Here is a 19,652-nt window from a genome sequence, read left to right on the forward strand (position 1 = left end):
CCGTTCGGCCTGTCTTATGGATGCGACTTTGGGTGGAGTTCGGTTGGTATCCGATGAAGGATCAGGGTTTCCGAGACCTTGCCGGCCTGCTCGCTGGCGGACCTCAGAACATCGCCAGTTTCTCGGGCCGGATCAGGCCGCGGCGGCCGGGGAGTTCGGCCAGGATCGCGTCGCGCTCCGCCTCGCTGAGGCGGGACCAGGTCGCGACCTCGTTGAGCTTGCGATAGCAGCCCAGGCACAGGCCGCTCTCGCCGTCGACGACGCAGACCTTGATGCAGGGGGTCTTGATGGGGGCGGGCGGTGTCGCGGTCATCCGGGGATAGCGTAGGTGACGTTGGCCTGGGCCGCCAGCCTGTCGGGCGCCTCGGTCCAGATGCGGACGTCGCAGATCGCCAGCCGGCGACCCAGGCGCAGCATTTCGGCCTCGGCGTGCATGTCGCCCGGCTGGGCGCCACGCAGGAAGCTCATGTTGAGCTGCGAGGTGACGGCCATGAGCTGATCGCCGATATGGGCCAGCACCAGCGCATAGGCGGCAGTGTCGGCAAGCGACATCAGGGTCGGCCCCGAGATCACGCCGCCGGGCCGAAGGACGCCGGGGCGATAGGGCGAAATCACCGTCACACGCCCCGGACCGACCGTCTCGACGCGCGGGAAGCCCTCGGGCGCCGCGTCCGGGAAGGCGCGGCGGATCAGCGCGTTGACGCCGTCGGCGTCGAGCTTCGGGTTTGGTGCGGCCATGTCACTTTCTGACCGGTGTGACCGAAGAATTACAAGATGTTTATGCTCATCTGTAACGCGGCTGTATCATGACTGAATATTAATCCGGGAATACTATTCATTGCAGCTTGTTCATTTGAGTTGATGCGGGGGTGCGGGCAGCATTCGATCAGTCACCAGGGAGAAGCCCCCATGAAGTTCGCCGCCATTACGCTCATCGCCGCCTCGCTCGCCGCCGGCTCCGCCTCCGCCGCCTCCAGCAACGTCACCGACGTGGATTTCCTGAAGGCCAACCGCTGCAAGGGGCTTGCGACCTCGATCTCGGGGGTCGTCGACACCGCTTCGCTGGACAGCTTCATCAAGTCCGAGCGTGCCGGCCGCCACACTTACATCGTCGATCGCGCCGGCGAGGAGTTCAACCGCGCCCGCAAGGAGGCGAAGAGCCAGGACCGCAAGGAACGGCTGACCGCCGAACTTACCGGCCCGTGCCAAGCCTATCTCGGCGGCTCGTCCAGCGTCGCCAAGCAGTAAGTTCCCAAGCCCAACTCCAGGCCCCCCGCCGGCGTGTCGCGATCCTGATCGCAGCACGCCTCTTTTTTCTTGAGGTGGCCGTGTCGCGATCCTGATCGCGGCACGCCTCTTTTTTCTTGAGGTGGCCGTGTCACGATCCTGATCGCGGCACGCCTCTTTTTTTGTGCGGAACCCAGCTAGACCATAAGCTTTGTGCAAGCGCGGCCGCAGTGGGCCGCCGCGAGGGCCTCATGAGCGTGCTGATCCCCGGCAGGACCTGCTGGCGCAAGGAGCGCGCCGACCGGGTCGCGTTCCTGATCGACAACGAGGCCTATTTCACCGCCCTCTATGAGGCGTTCCAGAAGGCGCGCCGGTCGATCCTGATCCTGGGCTGGGGGTTCGATCCCCGCGCGCGCCTGTTCCCGGACGGCTACGACGCGCCCAACGACCCGGACGAGGTTGGGCACGTGCTGCTGCGTCTGGCCGCCGAGCGGCCCGAACTCGACATCCGGCTGCTGATCTGGCGCTCGGCCCTGCCGATCGCGGCCAGCCAGCAGTTCTTCCCGCACAAGGCGCGCCGATGGTTCCACGGCACGCGGATCAAGTTCCGCCTCGACGACCAGGTGCCCTTCGGAGCCTGCCACCACCAGAAAGTCGTCGTGATCGACGATCGCCTCGCGTTCTGCGGGGGCGGCGACATCAGCATCGACCGCTGGGACACGCCCGGCCACCTGCACCACGACCAGCGGCGGATCATGCCCGACCAGGACTATCACCCACCCCGGCACGAGGTGATGGCGATGGTCGACGGCGAGGCCGCCCGCGCGCTGGGCGACCACTTCCGGGCGCGCTGGGCGAATGGCACCAAGAACGAGCCGATCGAGCCGCCGCCCGACGCCGGGGGCGATCCCTGGCCGGATCACGTGCCGGCGCATCTGGTCCACACCCAGGTGTCGGTCCAGCGTACCCATCCCGCGTGGCGCAAGCGGACCTGCATCCAGGAGATCCGGGACCTGACCCTCGATTGCATCGCGCAGGCGAAGGACGTGATCTACCTGGAGAACCAGTACTTCACCTCGCCAGTGGTCGCCGAGGCCCTCGCAAGACGGCTGGGTGAGCCGGGCGGGCCGGAGGTGGTGCTGGTCACGACGGGCGCGTCCCCAAGCTGGTTCGACCGGATGACCATGGACCGGGCGCGCGGCGCGATCGTCTGGCGCCTGCGCGCGGCGGACATCTTCGGCCGGTTCCGGGCGTTCTATCCGCTGACGACCGGCGGCACGAAGATCATCGTGCACTCCAAGACCAGTGTCTTCGACGACCGCATCGTCCGCGTCGGCTCGGCCAACATCAACAACCGCTCGTTCGGCTTCGACACCGAGATCGAGCTGGGCGTGGAGGCCGAGGACGAGGAGTCGCGGCTCGCTGTGTCGGTCCTGCGGGACCGCCTGGTGGGGCACTTCCTGGGCGTGACCGGAGACGCCGTGACCAAGGCGCGAGCCCAGTATGGCGGCTTGGTCCCAGCCATCGACGACCTCAACCGCGACGGCCGGCTGGCGCAGATCGATCCGCACCCGCGCTCGGCGGTCGGGGACTTCATCTCCACCTACCACCTGGGCGATCCGGCCGATGTGGGGGATTCCTGGCTGCCGGTCCGCAGGCGTGAGCGGCTGTTCGATCAGGCCCGGAGCCTGTGCGACGAGCGGAGCGACCCGCGCGCGCGGAACTGAGGCTCAGGCGAGCTCGAAATCCATCACCAGCGGCAGGTGGTCGGACGCCACCCGGGCCAGTGGATCGTAGGGGGCGAAGATGTCCTCGACCTCGATGCCGGGGCTGACGAAGTGGTGGTCGATCCGCAGGACCGGCAGCGGCGAGGGGAACGTCGCGTTGGGCTGCTTGCGCTTGGCGACCCGCCGCGCCGGCAGCAGGCGCTGGGTCAGGGTGCGGTAGACCACCGAACTCGCCGTCGCATTGAAGTCTCCGGTAAGGATGACCGGCCACTGGCAGTCCTTGTGTTCCAGCCAGGCCGGGCCGGCGAGGTGCGAGGCCTGGATCTGCTGCTCGCGAGGGACGAGCCCCAGGTGGGTGTTGATGATCTGCAGCGGCCTGCCGCCCACGTCCACCTCGATCCAAAGGGCGCCGCGCGGCTCCAGCGCCGGCATCCGGGGATAGCCGGGCAGGGGCCCGGACTTCACCTGCCGCTCCGGGAGGGAGGTCAGGATGGCGTCGCCGTAGCGCTCCTCCTCGACCACGAAGGCTGGATGGAAATGGCACACCATCTCCAGCCGCTCGGCGATCTCGTGCGCCTGATCGACGTTGTTCGTCCGCCGGCGTCCGACGTCCAGTTCCTGAAGGGCCACGATGTCCGGGTTGAGCGCGGCCAGCACGTCGGCGATCCGCGCCACGTCGAGACGGCGGTCGTTTCCGACGCAGCGATGCACATTGTAGGTCACGATGCGGGGCATGTGATCGGCGGTTTGGAGAGGTTGTGCGGCGAACGCAAGGCGGCATTGGCTATGGCGCCGCTCTTGCTTTAACGGTTTCATAACCAAAGCGTAGGGAACCGAAATGCTCCACCTGATCGCCATGGCCGCGGCCGCCGTCTCTTCCGCCTCGACGATCCAGGCGGCGCCGGCCCCCGCGCTGACTCGGGTGGAATGGGTGGCCACGCCCACCGGCCAGGACATCGCCAACGTCTATCCGCCGACCGCCGTGGCCGCGGGCAAGAGCGGGGCGGTGCTGCTGGACTGCAAGGTCGCCACCGAGGGCTCGCTGGAAGCCTGCCAGGTGGAGATCGAGGACCCGGTCGGCCTGGAGTTCGGCCTCGCGGCGCTGGAGCTCGCGCCTCTCTTCAAGATGGCCGCCAAGGCCCCCGACGGCTCGGACGTCGCCGGCCGCACCATCCGCATCCCGATCATGTTCCAGATCGTGACGACCGGGGATTGAGGTCGGTCGGGATTCAGCTCTAGGCTTCTCCCCGGGGTTTCCGGGGGAATGGCAATGCTGTCGATGTTGCTGGCCGCGCTGCTGCAGGGCTCGCCCGAGGCCAATGAACAGGTTTCCGCCGTCGCCCCCGCCTTAGTGACCACGCAGCCTGAATGGCGCAGGCGTCCCACGTGGGCGGACATTGATCGCGCGTATCCGCGTTCAGCCAAGCGGCGCGGCCTGTCTGGAGCCGCGATTATTGCCTGCCGCGTGAAAAAGGACGGGCTACTGGCAGATTGTGCTGTGGCCGAGGAGCACCCGCCTCGAGAAGGCTTCGGCAAGGCGGCGATCAAGGTCTCGGAGGCGTTTGAGATGAGGCCGCAGACGAAGAATGGGGCTCCCGTCGATGGCGGTACCGTCCGCATCCCGATCCGCTTTCTTCATCCGAACGCGCGTTGAGCGCGGCATCCGCTTACGTTGACGTTAGCGTCATCTTTTCTCCCGGCATCCCCTTGCGTATAGGGTCGGCGCAATCCGATACGGCGTAAGCCGCGCGCAAGGGAGCCTGGCCATGAACCTCGACTTCACCCCCGAAGAAAACGCCTTCCGCGAAGAGGTCCGGGCCTTCATCCGCGACAACTATCCGGCCGAGCTGCGCAAGGCGCAGGACGAGGGTCGCCCGCTGACCAAGACCGAGTACCTGCTGTGGCACAAGGTGCTGGCGAAGAAGGGCTGGGTGGCGCCGGGCTGGCCGAAGGAGCTGGGCGGCACGGGCTGGACCCCCACCCAGAAGTACATCTGGTCGGAAGAGACCGCGAAGGCCGACTGCCTGCCGACCCTGCCGTTCGGCCTGTCGATGCTGGCGCCGGTGCTCTACACGTTCGGCACCGACGAGCAGAAGCAGAAGTTCCTGCCGGGCATCTACAACGGCGACGTCTGGTGGTGCCAGGGCTACTCCGAGCCGGGAGCCGGCTCCGACCTCGCCAGCCTGAAGACCCGCGCCGAGCGCGTGAAGGGCGACGACGGCAAGGAATACTACATCGTCAACGGCCAGAAGACGTGGACGACCCTCGGCCAGCATGCCGACTGGGGCTTCTTCCTGGTCCGCACCGACCCTGACGCCAAGCCGCAGTCGGGCATCTCGTTCCTGCTGATCGACATGAAGACGCCGGGCATCACCGTGCGCCCGATCATCACCCTGGAAGGCGGCCACGAGGTCAACGACGTCTTCCTCGACAATGTGAAGGTGCCGGTCGAGAACCGCATCTTCCACGAGAACCAGGGCTGGACCTGCGCCAAGGCGCTGCTCGCCCACGAGCGGACCGGGATCGCTGGCGTCGCCCGCTCGAAGCGCAACCTGGAAAAGCTGCGGACCATCGCGAACACCGAGCGCTCGGACACCGGCTCGGCCTTGCTGGCCGACGCCTTCTTCCGCCGCAAGGTGGCCGAGCTGGAAATCGACCTGACCGCGCTGGAGTTCACCGAGCTGCGCACCCTGGCCGGCGAGTCGAGCGGCAAGGGCCCTGGCCCGGAAAGCTCGATCCTGAAGATCAAGGGCACCGAGATCCAGCAGCGCCTGCAGGAGCTGGCGCTGGAGGCGGTGGGCCATTACGGCGCCCCGTTCCTGCGCGACATCGCCGCCTCGAACGAGACCGTCGGCCCCGACTACGCCGACGGTTCGGCGGGCGAGATGTTCAACGGCCGCAAGACGTCGATCTACGGCGGCTCGAACGAGATCCAGCGCAACATCATCTCGAAGATGGTGCTGGGCCTCTGATCGCAATAGCTGAGGGCTCCCCTCCCCCTTGCGGGGAGGGGCCGGGGGTGGGGGTGTTGGAGCGAGCGCCTGGAGCAATCCACAAGTCGGACCGCGCTGATCGCGCGGCGCGACGCATGCGGCGCGTCCCCACCTACGCCGAGCGCGATCTCTGGAAGGTCCTCCGCAAGACCGACCTCCATTTTCGCCGCCAGGTCCCCTTGGGCTCATACATCGTCGACTTCGCCTGCCATGACGCTCGACTGATCGTCGAACTCGATGGCGGCATCCACGACCTTCCATCCGTGGCTGCCCGCGACCTTGACCGTGAGGCATGGCTGACAGGCCGCGGATACAGGGTTATGCGGTTCAGCAACAACGAGCATCCCGAAGACGTCGTGCGGGTGATCCTGGAACGGATCAGCGCCGACACCCCCACCCCCGACCCCTCCCCGCAAGGGGGAGGGGAGCAGAAGGAGTAGACCCGCGTGGATTTCAGCTTCACCGAAGAACAGTCGATGCTCCGTGACACGGTCGCGGCGTACCTGGCGGACCACTACGACTTCGACAAGCGCCGGGCCGTGGTGACCAAGGAGCCGGGCTGGCGTCCCGACGTATGGAAGGCCTTCGCCGAGGAGCTGGGCATCCTGGGCGCGCCGTTCTCGGAAGATCTGGGCGGCCTGGGCGGCGGCGCCATCGAGAACATGATCGTCATGGAGGAGTTCGGTAAGGCGCTGGTCGTCGAGCCGTACCTGGGCACGGTGGTGATCGGCGGCGGCTTCCTGAAGCACTCGGGTCATGCCGGCGCGGCAGACCTGATCGGCGGCATCATCGGCGGCCAGAACATCTTCGCGTTCGCCTACGCCGAGCCCAAGGGTCGCTACAACCTGGCCGCCCTCGAGACGACGGCCAAGAAGGACGGCGCCGGCTGGGTCCTGAACGGCCACAAGGCCGTGGTGATCGGCGCGCCGTTCGCCACCCACCTGATCGTCACCGCCCGCACCTCGGGCGGTCCGCGAGATGCGAACGGCGTCTCGGTGTTCATCGTGGAGAAGGGCGCCAAGGGCGTCACGACCCGGGACTATCCGACCGTCGATGGCAACCGCGCGTCGGAAGTCTACTTCGAGAACGTGTCGCTGGGCGCCGACGCCCTGGTCGGCCCGGCCGACGGCGGCCTGCCGCTGGTCGAGAAGGTGGTGGACGAGGCGATCGTCGCCACCTGCGCCGAGGCCTGCGGCGTCCTGCGCCGCCTGCAGGAAGGCACCGTGGAGTACACCAAGCAGCGCAAGCAGTTCGGCGTGCCGATCAGCTCGTTCCAGGTGCTGCAGCACCGCATGGTCGACATGTTCATCAACCTCGAGCAGTCGATCTCCATGACCTACATGGCCACCATCAAGGTCACCGACGACGCTGAGCGCGCGAAGGCCGCCTCGGCCGCCAAGGTGCAGATCGGCAAGGCCTGCAAGTTCGTCGGCCAGAACGCCATCCAGCTGCACGGCGGCATGGGCATGACCGACGAAATGGCCATCGGCCACTACTTCAAGCGCGCGACCATGATCGAGAGCGCTTTCGGTTCGGTCGATCACCATCTGGCCCGCTACGAGGGCCTCTCGCTGGGCAAGGCGGCCTAAGCCGCCTCACCGCGTCGAATTGGGCGGCCGCCGGCAGAGATGCTGGCGGCCGTTTTCGTTTCGGGCCTCAGCGCCAGGCGGCCAGCGCCGCCGCCGGCTCCTCCATCGCCCGCCAGCTCCGCCGCAGCGCCAGGGGCCCGCGCTCCAGGACCAGGTAGCAGCCGCCGCCGGCGTGGCCGGGGCGATCCTCGGTCCCGATCGTCACATCCTGCAGATGGGCGGTAAGCAGGGCGCCGACGCCGCCGTGCGAGACCACCAGCACCACGCCGTCGGGGCTGCCCGCATCGACGCCGCCCATGGCCGAGACGATGCGGTCCTGGGCGTGTCGGGCGGTCTCCCAGCCGCGCACGCTAACCTCGGGGTTCTCGAAGAACTGGTCGACGACTTCCCAGAACTCGGGCGGGGCGATGTAGCCGGTGGCGCTGCGATCGTTCTCGGCCAGGCCCTCGTCCACGTGGTGCGGCGCGCCCAGCCGGTCGGCGAGGATCGCGGCGCCGTCCAGCGCCTTCTGTTCATCGCTGGACCAGACGGCCGCCACGGAGCGCCCGGCCAGCGCGTGAGCGAAGGTCTCCATCCGTGCTCGGCCAACCGCCGACAGGGGCCAGCGGGGCACGGGGACGGCCGGATCGATGACCACCTCCGGGTGGGTGATGAAGATGATCGCGTTCATGCGGCCTGTCGGGTTGTCCGAAACATCCGGCTGCGCCACAGCTTTGCGATGGGCAAGGAGATTCACACGACCGGCGTCTTCGCCGACGGCCCCGACGAGGGGCGGCTGCAATGGGAGGCGCCGAAGCTGGTTTTCCGTGGCCGCGAACGGCGGGTCTGGTCGGGGGAGGGGCTGAAGGGCCTCCGCGCCGATGCGGGTGACCTCGTGCTGGCCGACGGGTCGCGTGTCCATCTCGGCGAGGTTCAGGCCGCCCGTTGGGCGGACGCCATCGCCAATCCCAAGGGTCGGCTCGACAAGCTGGGCGTGAAGCCGGGCATGCGGGTGTGTGTGCTGGAGGTGGAAGACGGTGCTTTCCCGGCCGAGCTCGCTGAGCGTGACGCCGCGCCCATAGACGACCTCTCCGGACTTGACCTGCTGTTCTATGGCGCCGACAGCGTGGAGGCGCTGGGCCGGATAGAGACGCTGGTCCCCGCGCTCGCCGAGAAGGGGGCGCTCTGGGTGGTGTCGCGCAAGGGGAAGGCGGCGACGGTCAGGGACGTGGACGTCATGGCCGCGGCCAAGTCCTTTGGGCTCGTCGACAACAAGGTGGTCGGGTTCTCCGAGACGCTGACCGCCCTGCGGTTCGTTCGTCGGCGCGTCTAGCGAGCGGCGGTTTCTTCCGGTCGAAGCTTGTCGCCGACGCCGGGCCAAACTAACCGGTGTTCATGTCCCCCCGTGACTTCGCGCTGCTGTTGGCGATGTGCCTGGTCTGGGCCGTCAACAATGTGCTGTCGAAGCATGTGGTGAGCGGCCTGGACGTGCCGCCGCTGTTCTATGCGGCGGCACGGTTCGTGATCGTCGCAGCGTGCACCTTCCCGTTCCTCTGGCCTGCGCCGAAGCCCCTGTGGCGGCTGGTGGCCGTGGCCCTGCTGATGGGCGGGGGCAACTTCGCGCTGATGTTCGTGGGCCTGAAGATGTCCACCGCGTCGTCCGCGGCGGTGGTCCTGCAGCTCGGCATGCCGATGACCACCCTGCTGTCGGTGCTGATGCTCGGCGAGAAGATTCGCTGGCGTCGCGGTCTCGGCATCGCGCTGACGTTCGCCGGGGCGATGACCGTGATGTGGGATCCGCACGGCTTCTCGATTTCCACAGGGCTGCTGTTCGTCGCCGCGGCGGCCTTCATGGGCTCGATGGGCGCGGTGCTGATGAAGCAGATGGAAGGCGTGAAGCCGCTGACCTACCAGGCGTGGGTGGGCTGGACGTCGGTCTGGCCGCTGGCCGCGCTGTCGTTCTGGCTGGAGCCGGGCGCCCCGGCCAAGGCGGTGGCGGCAGGCTGGCCGTTCTGGGGGGCGGTCGTCTTCTCGGCCCTGGTCGTCAGTCTGGTGGCGCACACCGTCTACTACTGGCTGATCCAGCGCTATGAGGCGAACCTGATCTCGGCGTTGACCCTGATGACGCCGCTGGCCACCATCGGTCTGGGCGTCGCGGTGATGGGCGACCCGTTCGGGCCGCGCATGATCATCGGCAGCGCCGTCGCGCTCACGGGCGTGCTCATCATCGTGCTGCGCGGCAACCAGGTGATGCCGATGCTGCTGGCCATCCGGAACCGCGACCAATGACCTTCATCGAGGCCCCGTCTCCCAACTTCGATCCCCGGACGGCGCCCCCGAGCATCCTGGTGCTGCACTACACAGGCATGAAGACGGGGGAGGAGGCCATCGCCCGGCTGCGGGACCCCGAGGCGAAGGTGTCCTCGCATTATGTCGTTGAGGAAGACGGCCGCATCTTCCGGCTCGTGCCCGAGGAGCGCCGGGCCTGGCATGCCGGCGTCTCGTACTGGCGCGGCCGGCGCAACGTGAACGGCGACTCCATCGGCATCGAGATCGTCAATCCCGGGCACGAGTTCGGTTACCGCGCCTTTCCCGAGGCGCAGGTCGCGGCGGTGATCGCGCTGGTGGGAGATATCCGCAGCCGCTGGGACATCGAGGACCGCGACATCGTCGGCCACTCCGACGTGGCGCCGAACCGCAAGGACGACCCGGGCGAGCTGTTCCCCTGGAAGCGGCTGGCCGAGGCCGGGCATGGCCTGTGGGTCGAGGCGCCGCCGGCGCCGGGCGAGCCGATCGGGGAGGGCGAGGAAGGCGCGGCCGTGTTCGCCCTGCAGGCAGGCTTCACGCGGCTGGGTTACGACCTGCCGCCGTCTGGCAAGTTCGACGCCGACACCACGGCGGTGGTGCGGGCGTTCCAGCGGCACTGGCGGCCCGAGCGGGTTGACGGGATCGCCGACGGCGAGACTCGTGCGCGGCTGATCGCTCTGCTGCGAACTGGCGGCTGAGGGCGCACGATTACAGCTATGGCGTGCCGGGACGCCTGCGGCTCCCCAACCAGGCGAACGAGCTTGGGCGGAACCCGATCGGGTGTTGAATGTCCAGGATGGTTAAGGGGGTGGTGCTGCCCAGTTCCATCTGTGGAGGTGCTACATGAAATTTTCGAACGTGGCGCTGTGCGCCGCCCTGGCCTTGGGCGTGTCGGCGACGGCGAATGCCGGCGTCATCATCGCCCCGGTTTCCGGCGTGATCGACTCGGGCGGGCCCGGCTACGGGCCGATATCCGAGACCTTCGACCAATCCGGCCTGTCCGTGACCTACACGCCGGGCGTCACCGACTTCGACACCTACATGGCGGGCAATCCGCAGCACAGCTATGTGTTCTCCGGCAACGAGTGGTTCAGCAACCAGGGTGCGACCAGCGCCCAGGTCACCTATGACTTCGGATCGGTGGTGCAGATCGACGCGTTCGCGCTCTGGCACGAGGACGCCTCGGGCTTCACGCGCTTCGCTCTCTCGGGCGACGCCAACCCGAACTTCCTTTTCGGAAGCCCGGCCAACAGCCTGCTCAACAACGACTACGGCCCGCAGGTGTTCGCCTTCGCCCAGAGTATTTCGACTCGTTACCTGACCCTGGCCATGGACGGCTGCCCGCAAGCTGGCGACGCCAGCTTCAATGCCTGCGCCATCGGGGAGGTCGCTTTCCGGAGCGCTGGCGGCGGCGGTGTCGTGCCTGAACCGTCGACCTGGGCGATCATGATCCTCGGCTTCGGCGCTGCCGGCGCGATGCTTCGACGCCGGACGACCGTCGTCGCCTGACCCTCGAAGACTGGACGCTCCGCCGTGAGGCGGGGCGTTCCTGCGCTTGACCCCGGCGTCGCGCGCGCCCACTTTCCGCCCGGATCAGACGGCCGGGCGGTCGCGGCGCCTCCATTTCGGTGGAGGTGTCGAGGAAAGTCCGGGCTCCACGACGACATGGCGGCGGGTAACGCCCGCCGGGGGTGACCCCAGGGATAGCGCCACAGAGAGCAGACCGCCGGCGCCTCGGCGTCGGTAAGGGTGAAAGGGTGCGGTAAGAGCGCACCGGGTCGCTGGTAACAGAGGCCGCATGGCAAGCCCCGCCAGGAGCAAGACCGAATAGGGATCCCGCGCCTTCGCAAGGAGGTAGGGCCGTCGCCGGCCCGAGGGATCCGGGTAGGTCGCGAGAACCGGCCCGCGAGGGTCGGTCCAGAGGAATGACCGCCGCGTTCCCGCAAGGGGGCGGCACAGAACCCGGCTTACAGGCCGTCTGATCCCACTTCTCCCCAAAGACTGCGGCGCGCTGACGCGGCTGAAGACTGCTGAATTAACCAGTTCTCTGTACGTTCTGTGGATAACTGCTGTTTCTTAACCATAAACCTTGTCCAGCCCCCTGAATTCACGAGAAGTGCCCATTCAGTGTCATTGAAACCCATTTGGTCCCATGTTAACCCAATAACCATTCGCCAATCCGAGCGGTGGGTCGGGCGCGGGCTCGGGGATTTGGCGGAGGGAGGGCCTGGGGCGAGATGTTTCTCTCGACCTTCGAGAAGCAGCTGGACTCGAAGCGGCGCATCGTCGTGCCGCAGGAGTTCCGCGCGGCGGTCTCGGGCCCCTTTGACGGCGTCTTCTGCTTCCCCTCGATCGAGGCCGACTGCCTGGAAGGCGGCGGCAAGGCGCTGTTCGATCGCTACAACGGGGTGATCGAGGAGCTGGACTTCGGCGATCCGCTGCGGACCGCGCTGGAGACCTCGATCCTGGGCGGCATGGCCAAGCTGTCATTCGACACCGCCGGCCGGATCACCCTGCCGGAAACCCTCTGCGAGATGTTCGGTCTCAGCGACTGGGTGACGGTCGTGGGGCTGGGCGATCGGTTCCAGATCTGGGAACGCGGCGCATTCAACGCCTATCGCGCCGCCCAGCGCGACGCGGCTCGCCAGGGTCTGGCGCAACTCCGGGCGCAGCAGCGCGCGGCTCGGCTGGGAGGTGCGGCGTGAACGCGGCCTCGAATCAGTCTCATGTTTCGGTCCTGCTCGATGAAGTGATCGAGAACCTGGCCTGCGGGCCGGGCGATATCGTCATCGACGGGACCTTTGGCGCGGGGGGCTACTCCCGCGCCATTCTCGCGACGGGCGCGAAGGTCGTGGCGTTTGACCGCGACCCTACGGTGCGTCGCTTCGCTGCGGGATTTCCGGAAGACCGCTTCCGCCTTGTGGAGGCGCGATTCTCGGAAATGGACGCAGTGCTGGGCGAGGGTCACGCCGACGGCGTGGCCCTCGACCTCGGCGTTTCCTCCATGCAGATCGATCAGGCCGAGCGCGGCTTCTCGTTCATGCAGGATGGGCCGCTGGACATGCGGATGGGCAGCGACGGTCCCACGGCGGCCGACCTCGTCAACACGGCCGAGCAGGAGGAGCTGGCCCGCATCCTCTTCGTCTATGGCGAGGAGCGCGAGAGCCGCCGGGTGGCCCGGGCGATCGTGAAGCGCCGCGCCGAGCAGCCTTTCACCCGCACTCTCGAGCTGGCCGAGTTCGTCGAGCAGGCGCTGGGCGGCCGGCGTGGCGCGAAGATCCATCCAGCGACCCGGACCTTCCAGGGCCTCCGCATCGCCGTGAACGACGAACTGGGCGAGCTCGAGGCCGGGCTGGTCGCGGCCGAGCGGGTGCTGAAAGCCGGCGGTCGGCTCTGCGTCGTCACGTTCCATTCGCTCGAAGACAGAATCGTCAAAAGCTTCCTCAGCGTGCGCGCAGGCCGGACACCGGCCGGATCGCGCCATGCGCCGCCGGTCGAGCAGGGGGCCGCGCCGAGCTTCCGCCTGCTCTTCAACGGCGCCCAGGGCCCGTCCGAGGCGGAGATCCGCGCCAACCCCCGCGCCCGTTCGGCGAAGCTGAGGGCGGCCGTGCGCACCGACGCGCCGGTCTGGAGGGCGGCGGCATGAGCGTGTTCACCCGCAAGGTGCGGGGCTTCCGCCTGCTGGACCTCGTCGGCGTCGGCCTGCTGGTGACTCTCATCCTGGGTGTCTATCTCGCCAAGACCATGGCCGGCCGCGAGCGCGCGGAAATCGCCAAGGTCGAGCGGCAGATCAAGGCTGAGAAGGCGCGCATCCGCCTGCTGCAGGCCGAGGTGGCGCACCTGGAGCAGCCCGGCCGCATCGAGCGCCTGGCGGTGACCTATCTGAAGATGGAGCCGGTCTACGTTCAGCGCGAGGCCACCGTCGACCAGATCGTGGATCTTGCCCGCGCCGGTCCCCCGCCGAAATACAAGGCCCCGTCCGCCGTCGCCGCCATGGTGAGCGGCGCCGGTCATGTCCCCGGCGTGCCGCCGCCCCCGCCGGCCATCGCCAATCCCGTCCGGGTCGCGCAGGCCGAGCCTCCGCCGAAGCCCGGGGCGGCGCCATGAGCCTGGGCCAGCAGACATTCTCCCGTCTGGGCCTGCCGCGCTGGCTGATCGAGCGGATGTGGGGCCTGGAGCACGCGTTTGAACGGGCCCGTGCATCGGGGCGCGCCGAGGACGACACGCGCCTGCGCATCTTCTTCGTCCTGGCGCTGTTCTGCCTCGGCTTCCTCACCCTGGCCATCGGCGCGACCCGGGCGGCCCTCTTCTCCGACGCCAGGGGCGGGGTCGGCGGCGCGCCGCTGGGCGCCTCTCGCGCCGACCTGGTGGACCGCAATGGCCGCCTGCTGGCCGCGGACCTGCTGCACTACGGTCTCTACGTGGACCCGCGCGAGATCTGGGACACGGCGGAGACCCGCCGGGCCCTGCTGACGACGCTGCCTGATCTGGATCCGGCCCGGCTGGAGCGGGCCCTGCGCGGCAATCGGCGCATCTTCGTGCTGGGCGCCCTGACGCCGGCTGACCGCAACCGCGTCCATGCGCTGGGCCTGCCGGGCGTGACCTTCGAACCCGAACAGCGTCGGGTCTATCCGCTTGGGCCGACGGCCGCGCACGTGATCGGGTTCGCGGACGCGGGCGGCGAGGGCGTCGCCGGCGTCGAGGCGGCCTTCAACGACGAAGTCCGGGGCCTGGCCCGCAACGGGGGCGTTCTGCCGCTCTCCATCGACCTTCGGGTGCAGGGCGCCCTGGAGGACGAGCTGTGGAAGGCCGTCGCCGAGTTCAAGCCGGTAGGCGCCGTGGGTCTCGTGACCGACATCCACACGGGAGAAATCCTGGGGATGGCGAGCTGGCCGGTCTATGATCCGAACAAGCCCGGCAAGGCGGGCGTCTACGCCCAGACGAACCGCGCCGCGGCGACGGTGTTCGAGATGGGCTCGACCTTCAAGGGCTTCACGGTCGCCATCGGCCTCGATGCCGGGATCGCCACGCCCGAGACGACGTTCGACGCGCGAGAGCCGTACAAGCTCGGCTATCGGACGATCAACGACTACCACGCCGCCCGCAAGGTGCTGACGCTGGTGGAGGTGTTCCAGCATTCGTCCAACATCGGCACCGCCAAGCTTGGCGTGGGCATCGGCCCCGAGCGGATGGGCAAGTATTTCAATGGCCTGGGCCTGACTTCGCCGGCCAAGGTGGAACTCATCGAGAGCGCCCGCCCGCTGACCCCGAAGGTGTGGAACGAAGACGCGGTGGCCTCCACCTCGTTCGGGCATGGGATCAATGTCAGCCCGCTGGCCCTGGCGCGCGCCTACGGTGCGGTGCTCAACGGCGGCAAGCTGATCCCCCTCACGGTCCGCAAGCTGGAACCCGGCGCCAAGGTCGATGGTCCCCGGGTGATGAGTGAGCGCACCTCGCTGCAGATGCTGTCGATCATGCGCGCCAATGTCGCCGGCGAGGCCGGCAGCGGCCGCTCGGCGAACATCCCGGGCCTTGCGGTGGGCGGCAAGACGGGCACCGGCGAGAAGTACGACCCGGCGATCCGCGGCTACAACCACCAGCGGCAGGTCTCCTCGTTCGCGGCGGTCTTCCCGACCCATGGCCCGATCGACACCAAGCGCTACTTTGTGCTGGTCCTGCTGGACGAGCCGCGAGGCACGGCGGCCTCGGCGGGCTATGCCACCGGCGGCTGGGTCGCCGCGCCGGCCGCGGGCCGGGTGATCGAGCGCATCGCACCGTTCCTGGGCGTGAACCGGCGTCCGGAACTGGCCCAGGCCATCCCGGTGGACATGGGCGACGTCGAAGCCATGGGCGAAGGCCGATGAGCGTCCGCCTGACCCGTCTCGTGAAACGAGATTTCGGGACTGATCCCGAGATCACCGGCGTCACGGCCGACAGCCGCAAGGTGAAGCCCGGCTTCCTGTTCGCGGCCCTGCCGGGCTCGAAGGTCGACGGCGCCGTCTTCGCCCAGAAGGCCGTCGAGGCCGGAGCGGCGGCGGTGATCGCCGACCAGGACCTGAACCTCTCCGTCCCGACCGTGGTCTGCCGCGACCCCCGCCGCGGCTACGCCCTGGCCGCCGCCAACTTCTGGGGCCGACAGCCGCAGACCTGCGTGGCGGTGACGGGGACCAACGGCAAGACCTCGGTCGCCAACTTCTGCCGCCAGATGTTCGCCGGCGCGGGCCACGTCTCGGCCAGCATGGGCACCCTAGGACTGACCGTCTCGCGCCCGGACGGGACCCACGACCAGATCACGCCGCCGGGCCTCACCACGCCCGACGCGGGCGACGTGGCCGAGCTGCTGATGCGGATCAGTCAGCTCGGCGTGACCCACTTCGCCATGGAGGCGAGCTCGCACGGGATCGACCAGCGTCGGCTGGACGGGGTGCGCCTGGCGGCGGCGGGGTTCCTGAACCTCACCCAGGACCACCTCGACTACCACGGCGCCATGGACGCCTACATGCGGGCCAAGCTGCGGCTGTTCGAACAGCTCATGCCCCGCGGCGCAACGGCGGTGCTGAACGCCGACAGCGACGCCTTCCCGTTCTTCGCCGCCGCCTCGGTGGTGTCCGGCCAGCGGGTGATGAGCGTGGGCGAGACCGGCCAGGCGCTGAAGCTGGTGGAGCGTACCCTGCTGCCGGATGGCCAGCGGCTGTCGATCCGCGCCGACGATCGGATGTGGGACGTGCGCCTGCCGCTGGCGGGAGGCTTCCAGGCCTCCAACGCGCTGGTGGCCGCGGGCCTTTGCCGGGCTGCGGGCTTGAGCTGGGAGGCGACCTTTGCGGGTCTTGAGGCGCTGACCGGGGCGCCGGGCCGGCTGCAGCGCGTGGGCGTGGGCCCTCGCGGGGGTGAGGCCTATGTGGACTACGCCCACACGCCAGATGGGCTGGAGACCGTACTGCTGGCCCTGCGCCCGCACGTGCGGGGCCGGCTGATCGTGGTGTTCGGCGCGGGCGGCGATCGCGACAGGGGCAAGCGCCCGCTGATGGGGCAGGTGGCGGTCAACCTCGCGGATGTGGCTATCGTCACCGACGACAATCCGCGCTCCGAGGTTCCGGCGGCGATCCGCGCGGATGTGCTGGCCGGCGCCCCTGGCGCGAAGGAGATCGGCGATCGCCGTGAGGCGATCCGCGCCGCGGCGGACATGCTGCGGGACGGCGACATCCTGGTGGTGGCCGGCAAGGGCCACGAGCAGGGCCAGATCGTGGGCGACGTGGTCCACCCCTTCGACGACGTGCAGGAGACGGCCAAGGCGCTGGAGCTGGTCCATGGCTGATGCGACCGTCCCGCTCTGGACATCGGACGAAATCGCCAGGGCGACAGGCGGGGCGGCGAGCGGACGGTTCACGGCGGGGGGCGTGTCGATCGACACCCGCAGCCTGGAGCCTGGCGATCTGTTCGTGGCGCTGGCCGGCGTCCGGGACGGCCACGAGTTCGTCGCCCAGGCGATGGCGAACGGGGCGGCCGGTGCGCTGGTCTCGCGGGATGTCGGGACGCCGGCGGTAAAGGTCTCCGACACCCTGGCGGCCCTGGAAAAGCTCGGCCTCGCGGCCCGCGAGCGCGCGGTGAAGGCGCGGCGCGGCGCCGTAACCGGCTCGGTGGGCAAGACCTCGGTGACCCAGGCGATCATGGCTGGCCTCAAGCTGGCCGGGCCGGCGCACTCGTCGGTGAAGAGCTACAACAACCACATTGGCGTGCCGCTGACCCTGGCCCGGATGCCGGCGGCGACCGAACGGGCGGTGTTCGAGATCGGCATGAACCACGCCGATGAGATCCGGCCGCTGACGCGGATGGTCCGGCCCCACGTCGTGGTGGTGACCACCGTCGGGCCGGTGCACACCGAGAATTTCCCGGACGGGGAGACCGGCGTCGCCCGCGCCAAGGCGGAGATCTTCGAGGGGCTGGAGCCCGGCGGTGTCGCCATCCTCAACGCCGACAACCGCTGGTTCGAGCTGCTGGCCGGCGAAGCACGCAAGGCTGGCGCGAAGGTGCTGAGTTTCGGAACCGGCGAGGCGTGCGACGCCCGGTTGATCGATTTCCAGGTTCCGGCAGGCCACGCGGTGATCCAGGCGCGCCTGCACGGCAAGGCGCTGGATTTCCCGATCCTGCAGACCGGCCTGCACTGGGGCCTCAACAGCATGGCCGTGCTGCTGATGCTGGAGGCGCTGAACGTCGACCTCGACAGGTCGCTGGCGGCGCTGGGCTCATTCGAGCCCCTGGCCGGCCGTGGGGCGGAAAGCACGGTCGCGATGCCCGGCGGCGCCTACACGCTGATCGACGAGAGCTACAACGCCAACCCGATCTCCATGGCCTCGGCCATCCGCACCCTGGGCGCCCGGACGACCGCCGGACGGCGGATCGTCGCCCTGACCGACATGCTGGAGCTGGGCCCCGATGCCCTCGCCTTCCACGCCGGCCTGGCCGAGCCGCTGGAGGCTGCGTCAATCGACCTCGTCTTCTGCGCCGGTCCTCTGATGAAATCCCTCTGGGACGCCCTTCCGCCGACTCGGCGCGGCGGCTACGCCGAAACGGCGGCGGAGCTCGCGCCGCAGGTCGTCCGAGCCGCAGAGCCCGGCGACGTGGTGATGGTGAAGGGGTCGAACGGGTCGAAGGCCGGGCTGATCGCCCAGGCCCTGCTCGCGCGCGATCCCGGGGAGGCGCGCTGATGTTCTACTGGCTGTATCTGGCGTTCGCCTCGACGCACTACGTGCCCGTCCTCAACCTCTTGAAGTACCAGACGACCCGGACGGGGCTCGCGATCGTGACCGCGCAGTTCGTGGTCGTGCTCATGGGATCCCGCTTCATCCGCTGGATGCAGGCCAAGCAGGGCAAGGGCCAGCCGATCCGCGCCGAGGGCATCGAGCGCCACGTGATCGAGAAAGCCGGCACCCCCACAATGGGCGGGGTGATGATCCTTGCCGGCCTGTTCGCCGGCACGCTGCTGTGGGCGGACCTGTCGAGCGTCTATGTCTGGGCCGTGCTGCTCGTCACCGGCGGCTATGGCCTGCTGGGCTTCACCGACGACTACGCCAAGGTCACCAAGCAATCGACGGCTGGCGTATCGGGCAAGGTGCGCCTTGTGCTGGAGGTGGCCATCGCGATGGCGGCCATCACCCTGATCATCGTCATGGCGCCCAAGCCGCCCCAGAATCCGGAACTCCTGACCTCGGTGACCTTCCCGATCTTCAAGCAGTACTTCATCGATCTCTCGTGGGGCTATCTGCTCTTCGGGGCCTTCATCATCGTCGGGGCGGCGAACGCCGTGAACTTCACCGACGGTCTCGACGGCCTGGCGACCGTGCCGGTGATGATCGCCGCCGCCGCCTATGGGCTCATCGCCTATCTGGTCGGGAACTTCGTTTTCTCGAACTACCTGCAGCTCCATTTCGTCCCCGGGGTGGGCGAACTGGCGGTGTTCTGCGGGGCGGTGCTCGGCGCCGGCCTGGGCTTCCTCTGGTACAACGCCCCGCCGGCGAAGATCTTCATGGGCGACACCGGCTCGCTGGCGCTGGGCGGCGCCGTGGGCGCGATCGCCGTGGCGACGCGGCACGAGATCGTGCTCGGGATCATCGGCGGCCTGTTCGTGGCCGAGACCCTGTCGGTGATCATCCAGGTCTTCTGGTTCAAGCGCACGGGCCGCCGGATCTTCCTGATGGCGCCGGTGCACCATCACTTCGAGAAGCTGGGCTGGTCGGAATCCACCGTGGTGATCCGGTTCTGGATCGTGGCGGTCATGCTGGCGCTGCTTGGCCTCGCCACCTTGAAACTGCGCTAGGGAGGGCGGTCGGCGC

22 protein-coding genes and 1 other RNA gene are annotated in these 19,652 nt (G+C 68.6%); 19 read left to right on the forward strand and 4 right to left on the reverse strand.

Features of this window, described 5'->3' with window-relative positions; all coding sequences use genetic code 11:
* Nucleotides 1-103: 103 nt before the first annotated feature.
* Nucleotides 104-313 (reverse strand): DUF1289 domain-containing protein, encoded by a 210-nt coding sequence (locus DJ019_RS09245; protein WP_111275727.1) that lies wholly within the window; start codon nt 311-313, stop codon nt 104-106.
* Nucleotides 310-738, reverse strand: coding sequence for a PaaI family thioesterase (locus DJ019_RS09250; protein WP_111275728.1), 429 nt, complete (start codon nt 736-738; stop codon nt 310-312). Before DJ019_RS09250 ends, DJ019_RS09245 begins: the two co-directional genes overlap by 4 nt.
* A 171-nt stretch (nt 739-909) precedes the next feature.
* Between DJ019_RS09250 and DJ019_RS09255 the strand changes: the two genes are divergently transcribed.
* Both DJ019_RS09255 and DJ019_RS09260 read left to right on the forward strand, forming a co-directional pair.
* Nucleotides 910-1,248, forward strand: coding sequence for a hypothetical protein (locus DJ019_RS09255; protein WP_111275729.1), 339 nt, complete (start codon nt 910-912; stop codon nt 1,246-1,248).
* Between the two features lie 230 nt (nt 1,249-1,478).
* Entirely contained in the window at nt 1,479-2,954 is a 1,476-nt protein-coding gene (locus tag DJ019_RS09260; RefSeq protein ID WP_111275730.1) for a phospholipase D-like domain-containing protein, read from the forward strand.
* Nucleotides 2,955-2,957: 3 nt separating this feature from the next.
* Here DJ019_RS09260 and DJ019_RS09265 read toward each other — a convergent pair whose 3' ends face one another.
* On the reverse strand, nt 2,958-3,689 hold the full coding sequence (locus DJ019_RS09265) for an endonuclease/exonuclease/phosphatase family protein (protein WP_111275731.1): 732 nt from the start codon (nt 3,687-3,689) through the stop codon (nt 2,958-2,960).
* 103 nt (nt 3,690-3,792) lie between these two features.
* On the opposite strand from DJ019_RS09265, the gene DJ019_RS09270 reads away from it, so the two are divergent.
* The 5 genes from DJ019_RS09270 (at nt 3,793) to DJ019_RS09290 (ending at nt 7,536) form a co-directional block, all read left to right on the forward strand.
* A complete protein-coding gene (locus DJ019_RS09270; protein ID WP_111275732.1) occupies nt 3,793-4,170 on the forward strand; it encodes a TonB family protein in 378 nt (125 codons plus the stop codon).
* 54 nt (nt 4,171-4,224) lie between these two features.
* Nucleotides 4,225-4,608, forward strand: a complete 384-nt coding sequence (locus DJ019_RS09275; RefSeq protein WP_165843958.1) for an energy transducer TonB — start codon at nt 4,225-4,227, stop codon at nt 4,606-4,608.
* Between the two features lie 112 nt (nt 4,609-4,720).
* Complete coding sequence (locus tag DJ019_RS09280) at nt 4,721-5,926, forward strand: acyl-CoA dehydrogenase family protein (RefSeq protein WP_111275734.1); 1,206 nt, start codon at nt 4,721-4,723, stop codon at nt 5,924-5,926.
* 53 nt (nt 5,927-5,979) lie between these two features.
* Nucleotides 5,980-6,387 carry an endonuclease domain-containing protein gene (locus tag DJ019_RS09285; RefSeq protein WP_276310002.1) on the forward strand — a complete coding sequence of 136 codons (408 nt, stop codon included), beginning with the start codon at nt 5,980-5,982 and terminating at the stop codon, nt 6,385-6,387.
* Nucleotides 6,388-6,393: 6 nt separating this feature from the next.
* A complete protein-coding gene (locus DJ019_RS09290) occupies nt 6,394-7,536 on the forward strand; it encodes an acyl-CoA dehydrogenase family protein (protein ID WP_111275736.1) in 1,143 nt (380 codons plus the stop codon).
* A gap of 67 nt (nt 7,537-7,603) precedes the next feature.
* Here the strand turns inward: DJ019_RS09290 and DJ019_RS09295 are convergent, their stop codons facing one another.
* Nucleotides 7,604-8,206: a histidine phosphatase family protein gene (locus DJ019_RS09295; RefSeq protein ID WP_111275737.1), complete on the reverse strand. Its 603-nt coding sequence runs from the start codon at nt 8,204-8,206 to the stop codon at nt 7,604-7,606.
* A 48-nt stretch (nt 8,207-8,254) separates the two neighbouring features.
* Between DJ019_RS09295 and DJ019_RS09300 the strand changes: the two genes are divergently transcribed.
* The 12 genes from DJ019_RS09300 (at nt 8,255) to mraY (ending at nt 19,636) form a co-directional block, all read left to right on the forward strand.
* The gene (locus tag DJ019_RS09300) at nt 8,255-8,848 is read left to right on the forward strand and encodes a DUF3052 family protein (RefSeq protein ID WP_111275738.1); all 594 of its coding nucleotides are present in this window, start codon (nt 8,255-8,257) and stop codon (nt 8,846-8,848) included.
* Nucleotides 8,849-8,910: 62 nt separating this feature from the next.
* Nucleotides 8,911-9,804, forward strand: coding sequence for a DMT family transporter (locus DJ019_RS09305; RefSeq protein ID WP_111275926.1), 894 nt, complete (start codon nt 8,911-8,913; stop codon nt 9,802-9,804).
* Entirely contained in the window at nt 9,801-10,520 is a 720-nt protein-coding gene (locus DJ019_RS09310; RefSeq protein WP_111275739.1) for an N-acetylmuramoyl-L-alanine amidase, read from the forward strand. Before DJ019_RS09305 ends, DJ019_RS09310 begins: the two co-directional genes overlap by 4 nt.
* A gap of 145 nt (nt 10,521-10,665) precedes the next feature.
* Nucleotides 10,666-11,331, forward strand: a complete 666-nt coding sequence (locus tag DJ019_RS09315; RefSeq protein ID WP_111275740.1) for a PEPxxWA-CTERM sorting domain-containing protein — start codon at nt 10,666-10,668, stop codon at nt 11,329-11,331.
* Between the two features lie 84 nt (nt 11,332-11,415).
* Nucleotides 11,416-11,808: RNase P RNA component class A (gene rnpB / locus DJ019_RS09320), an RNA gene on the forward strand.
* 251 nt (nt 11,809-12,059) lie between these two features.
* A complete protein-coding gene (locus tag DJ019_RS09325) occupies nt 12,060-12,527 on the forward strand; it encodes a division/cell wall cluster transcriptional repressor MraZ (protein ID WP_111275741.1) in 468 nt (155 codons plus the stop codon).
* Nucleotides 12,524-13,468: a 16S rRNA (cytosine(1402)-N(4))-methyltransferase RsmH gene (gene rsmH / locus DJ019_RS09330; RefSeq protein ID WP_111275742.1), complete on the forward strand. Its 945-nt coding sequence runs from the start codon at nt 12,524-12,526 to the stop codon at nt 13,466-13,468. The genes DJ019_RS09325 and rsmH overlap by 4 nt, the downstream gene beginning before the upstream one ends.
* A complete protein-coding gene (ftsL, locus tag DJ019_RS09335; RefSeq protein ID WP_111275743.1) occupies nt 13,465-13,929 on the forward strand; it encodes a cell division protein FtsL in 465 nt (154 codons plus the stop codon). Before rsmH ends, ftsL begins: the two co-directional genes overlap by 4 nt.
* On the forward strand, nt 13,926-15,686 hold the full coding sequence (locus tag DJ019_RS09340) for a peptidoglycan D,D-transpeptidase FtsI family protein (RefSeq protein ID WP_111275744.1): 1,761 nt from the start codon (nt 13,926-13,928) through the stop codon (nt 15,684-15,686). The genes ftsL and DJ019_RS09340 overlap by 4 nt, the downstream gene beginning before the upstream one ends.
* Nucleotides 15,683-17,137, forward strand: a complete 1,455-nt coding sequence (locus DJ019_RS09345; RefSeq protein ID WP_111275745.1) for a UDP-N-acetylmuramoyl-L-alanyl-D-glutamate--2,6-diaminopimelate ligase — start codon at nt 15,683-15,685, stop codon at nt 17,135-17,137. Before DJ019_RS09340 ends, DJ019_RS09345 begins: the two co-directional genes overlap by 4 nt.
* A complete protein-coding gene (locus tag DJ019_RS09350; protein ID WP_111275746.1) occupies nt 17,130-18,527 on the forward strand; it encodes a UDP-N-acetylmuramoyl-tripeptide--D-alanyl-D-alanine ligase in 1,398 nt (465 codons plus the stop codon). Before DJ019_RS09345 ends, DJ019_RS09350 begins: the two co-directional genes overlap by 8 nt.
* Entirely contained in the window at nt 18,527-19,636 is a 1,110-nt protein-coding gene (gene mraY / locus DJ019_RS09355; RefSeq protein ID WP_111275747.1) for a phospho-N-acetylmuramoyl-pentapeptide-transferase, read from the forward strand. The genes DJ019_RS09350 and mraY overlap by 1 nt, the downstream gene beginning before the upstream one ends.
* Nucleotides 19,637-19,652 lie beyond the last annotated feature (16 nt).

The organism is Phenylobacterium kunshanense (genome assembly GCF_003254525.1).
Classification (GTDB): domain Bacteria; phylum Pseudomonadota; class Alphaproteobacteria; order Caulobacterales; family Caulobacteraceae; genus Phenylobacterium; species Phenylobacterium kunshanense.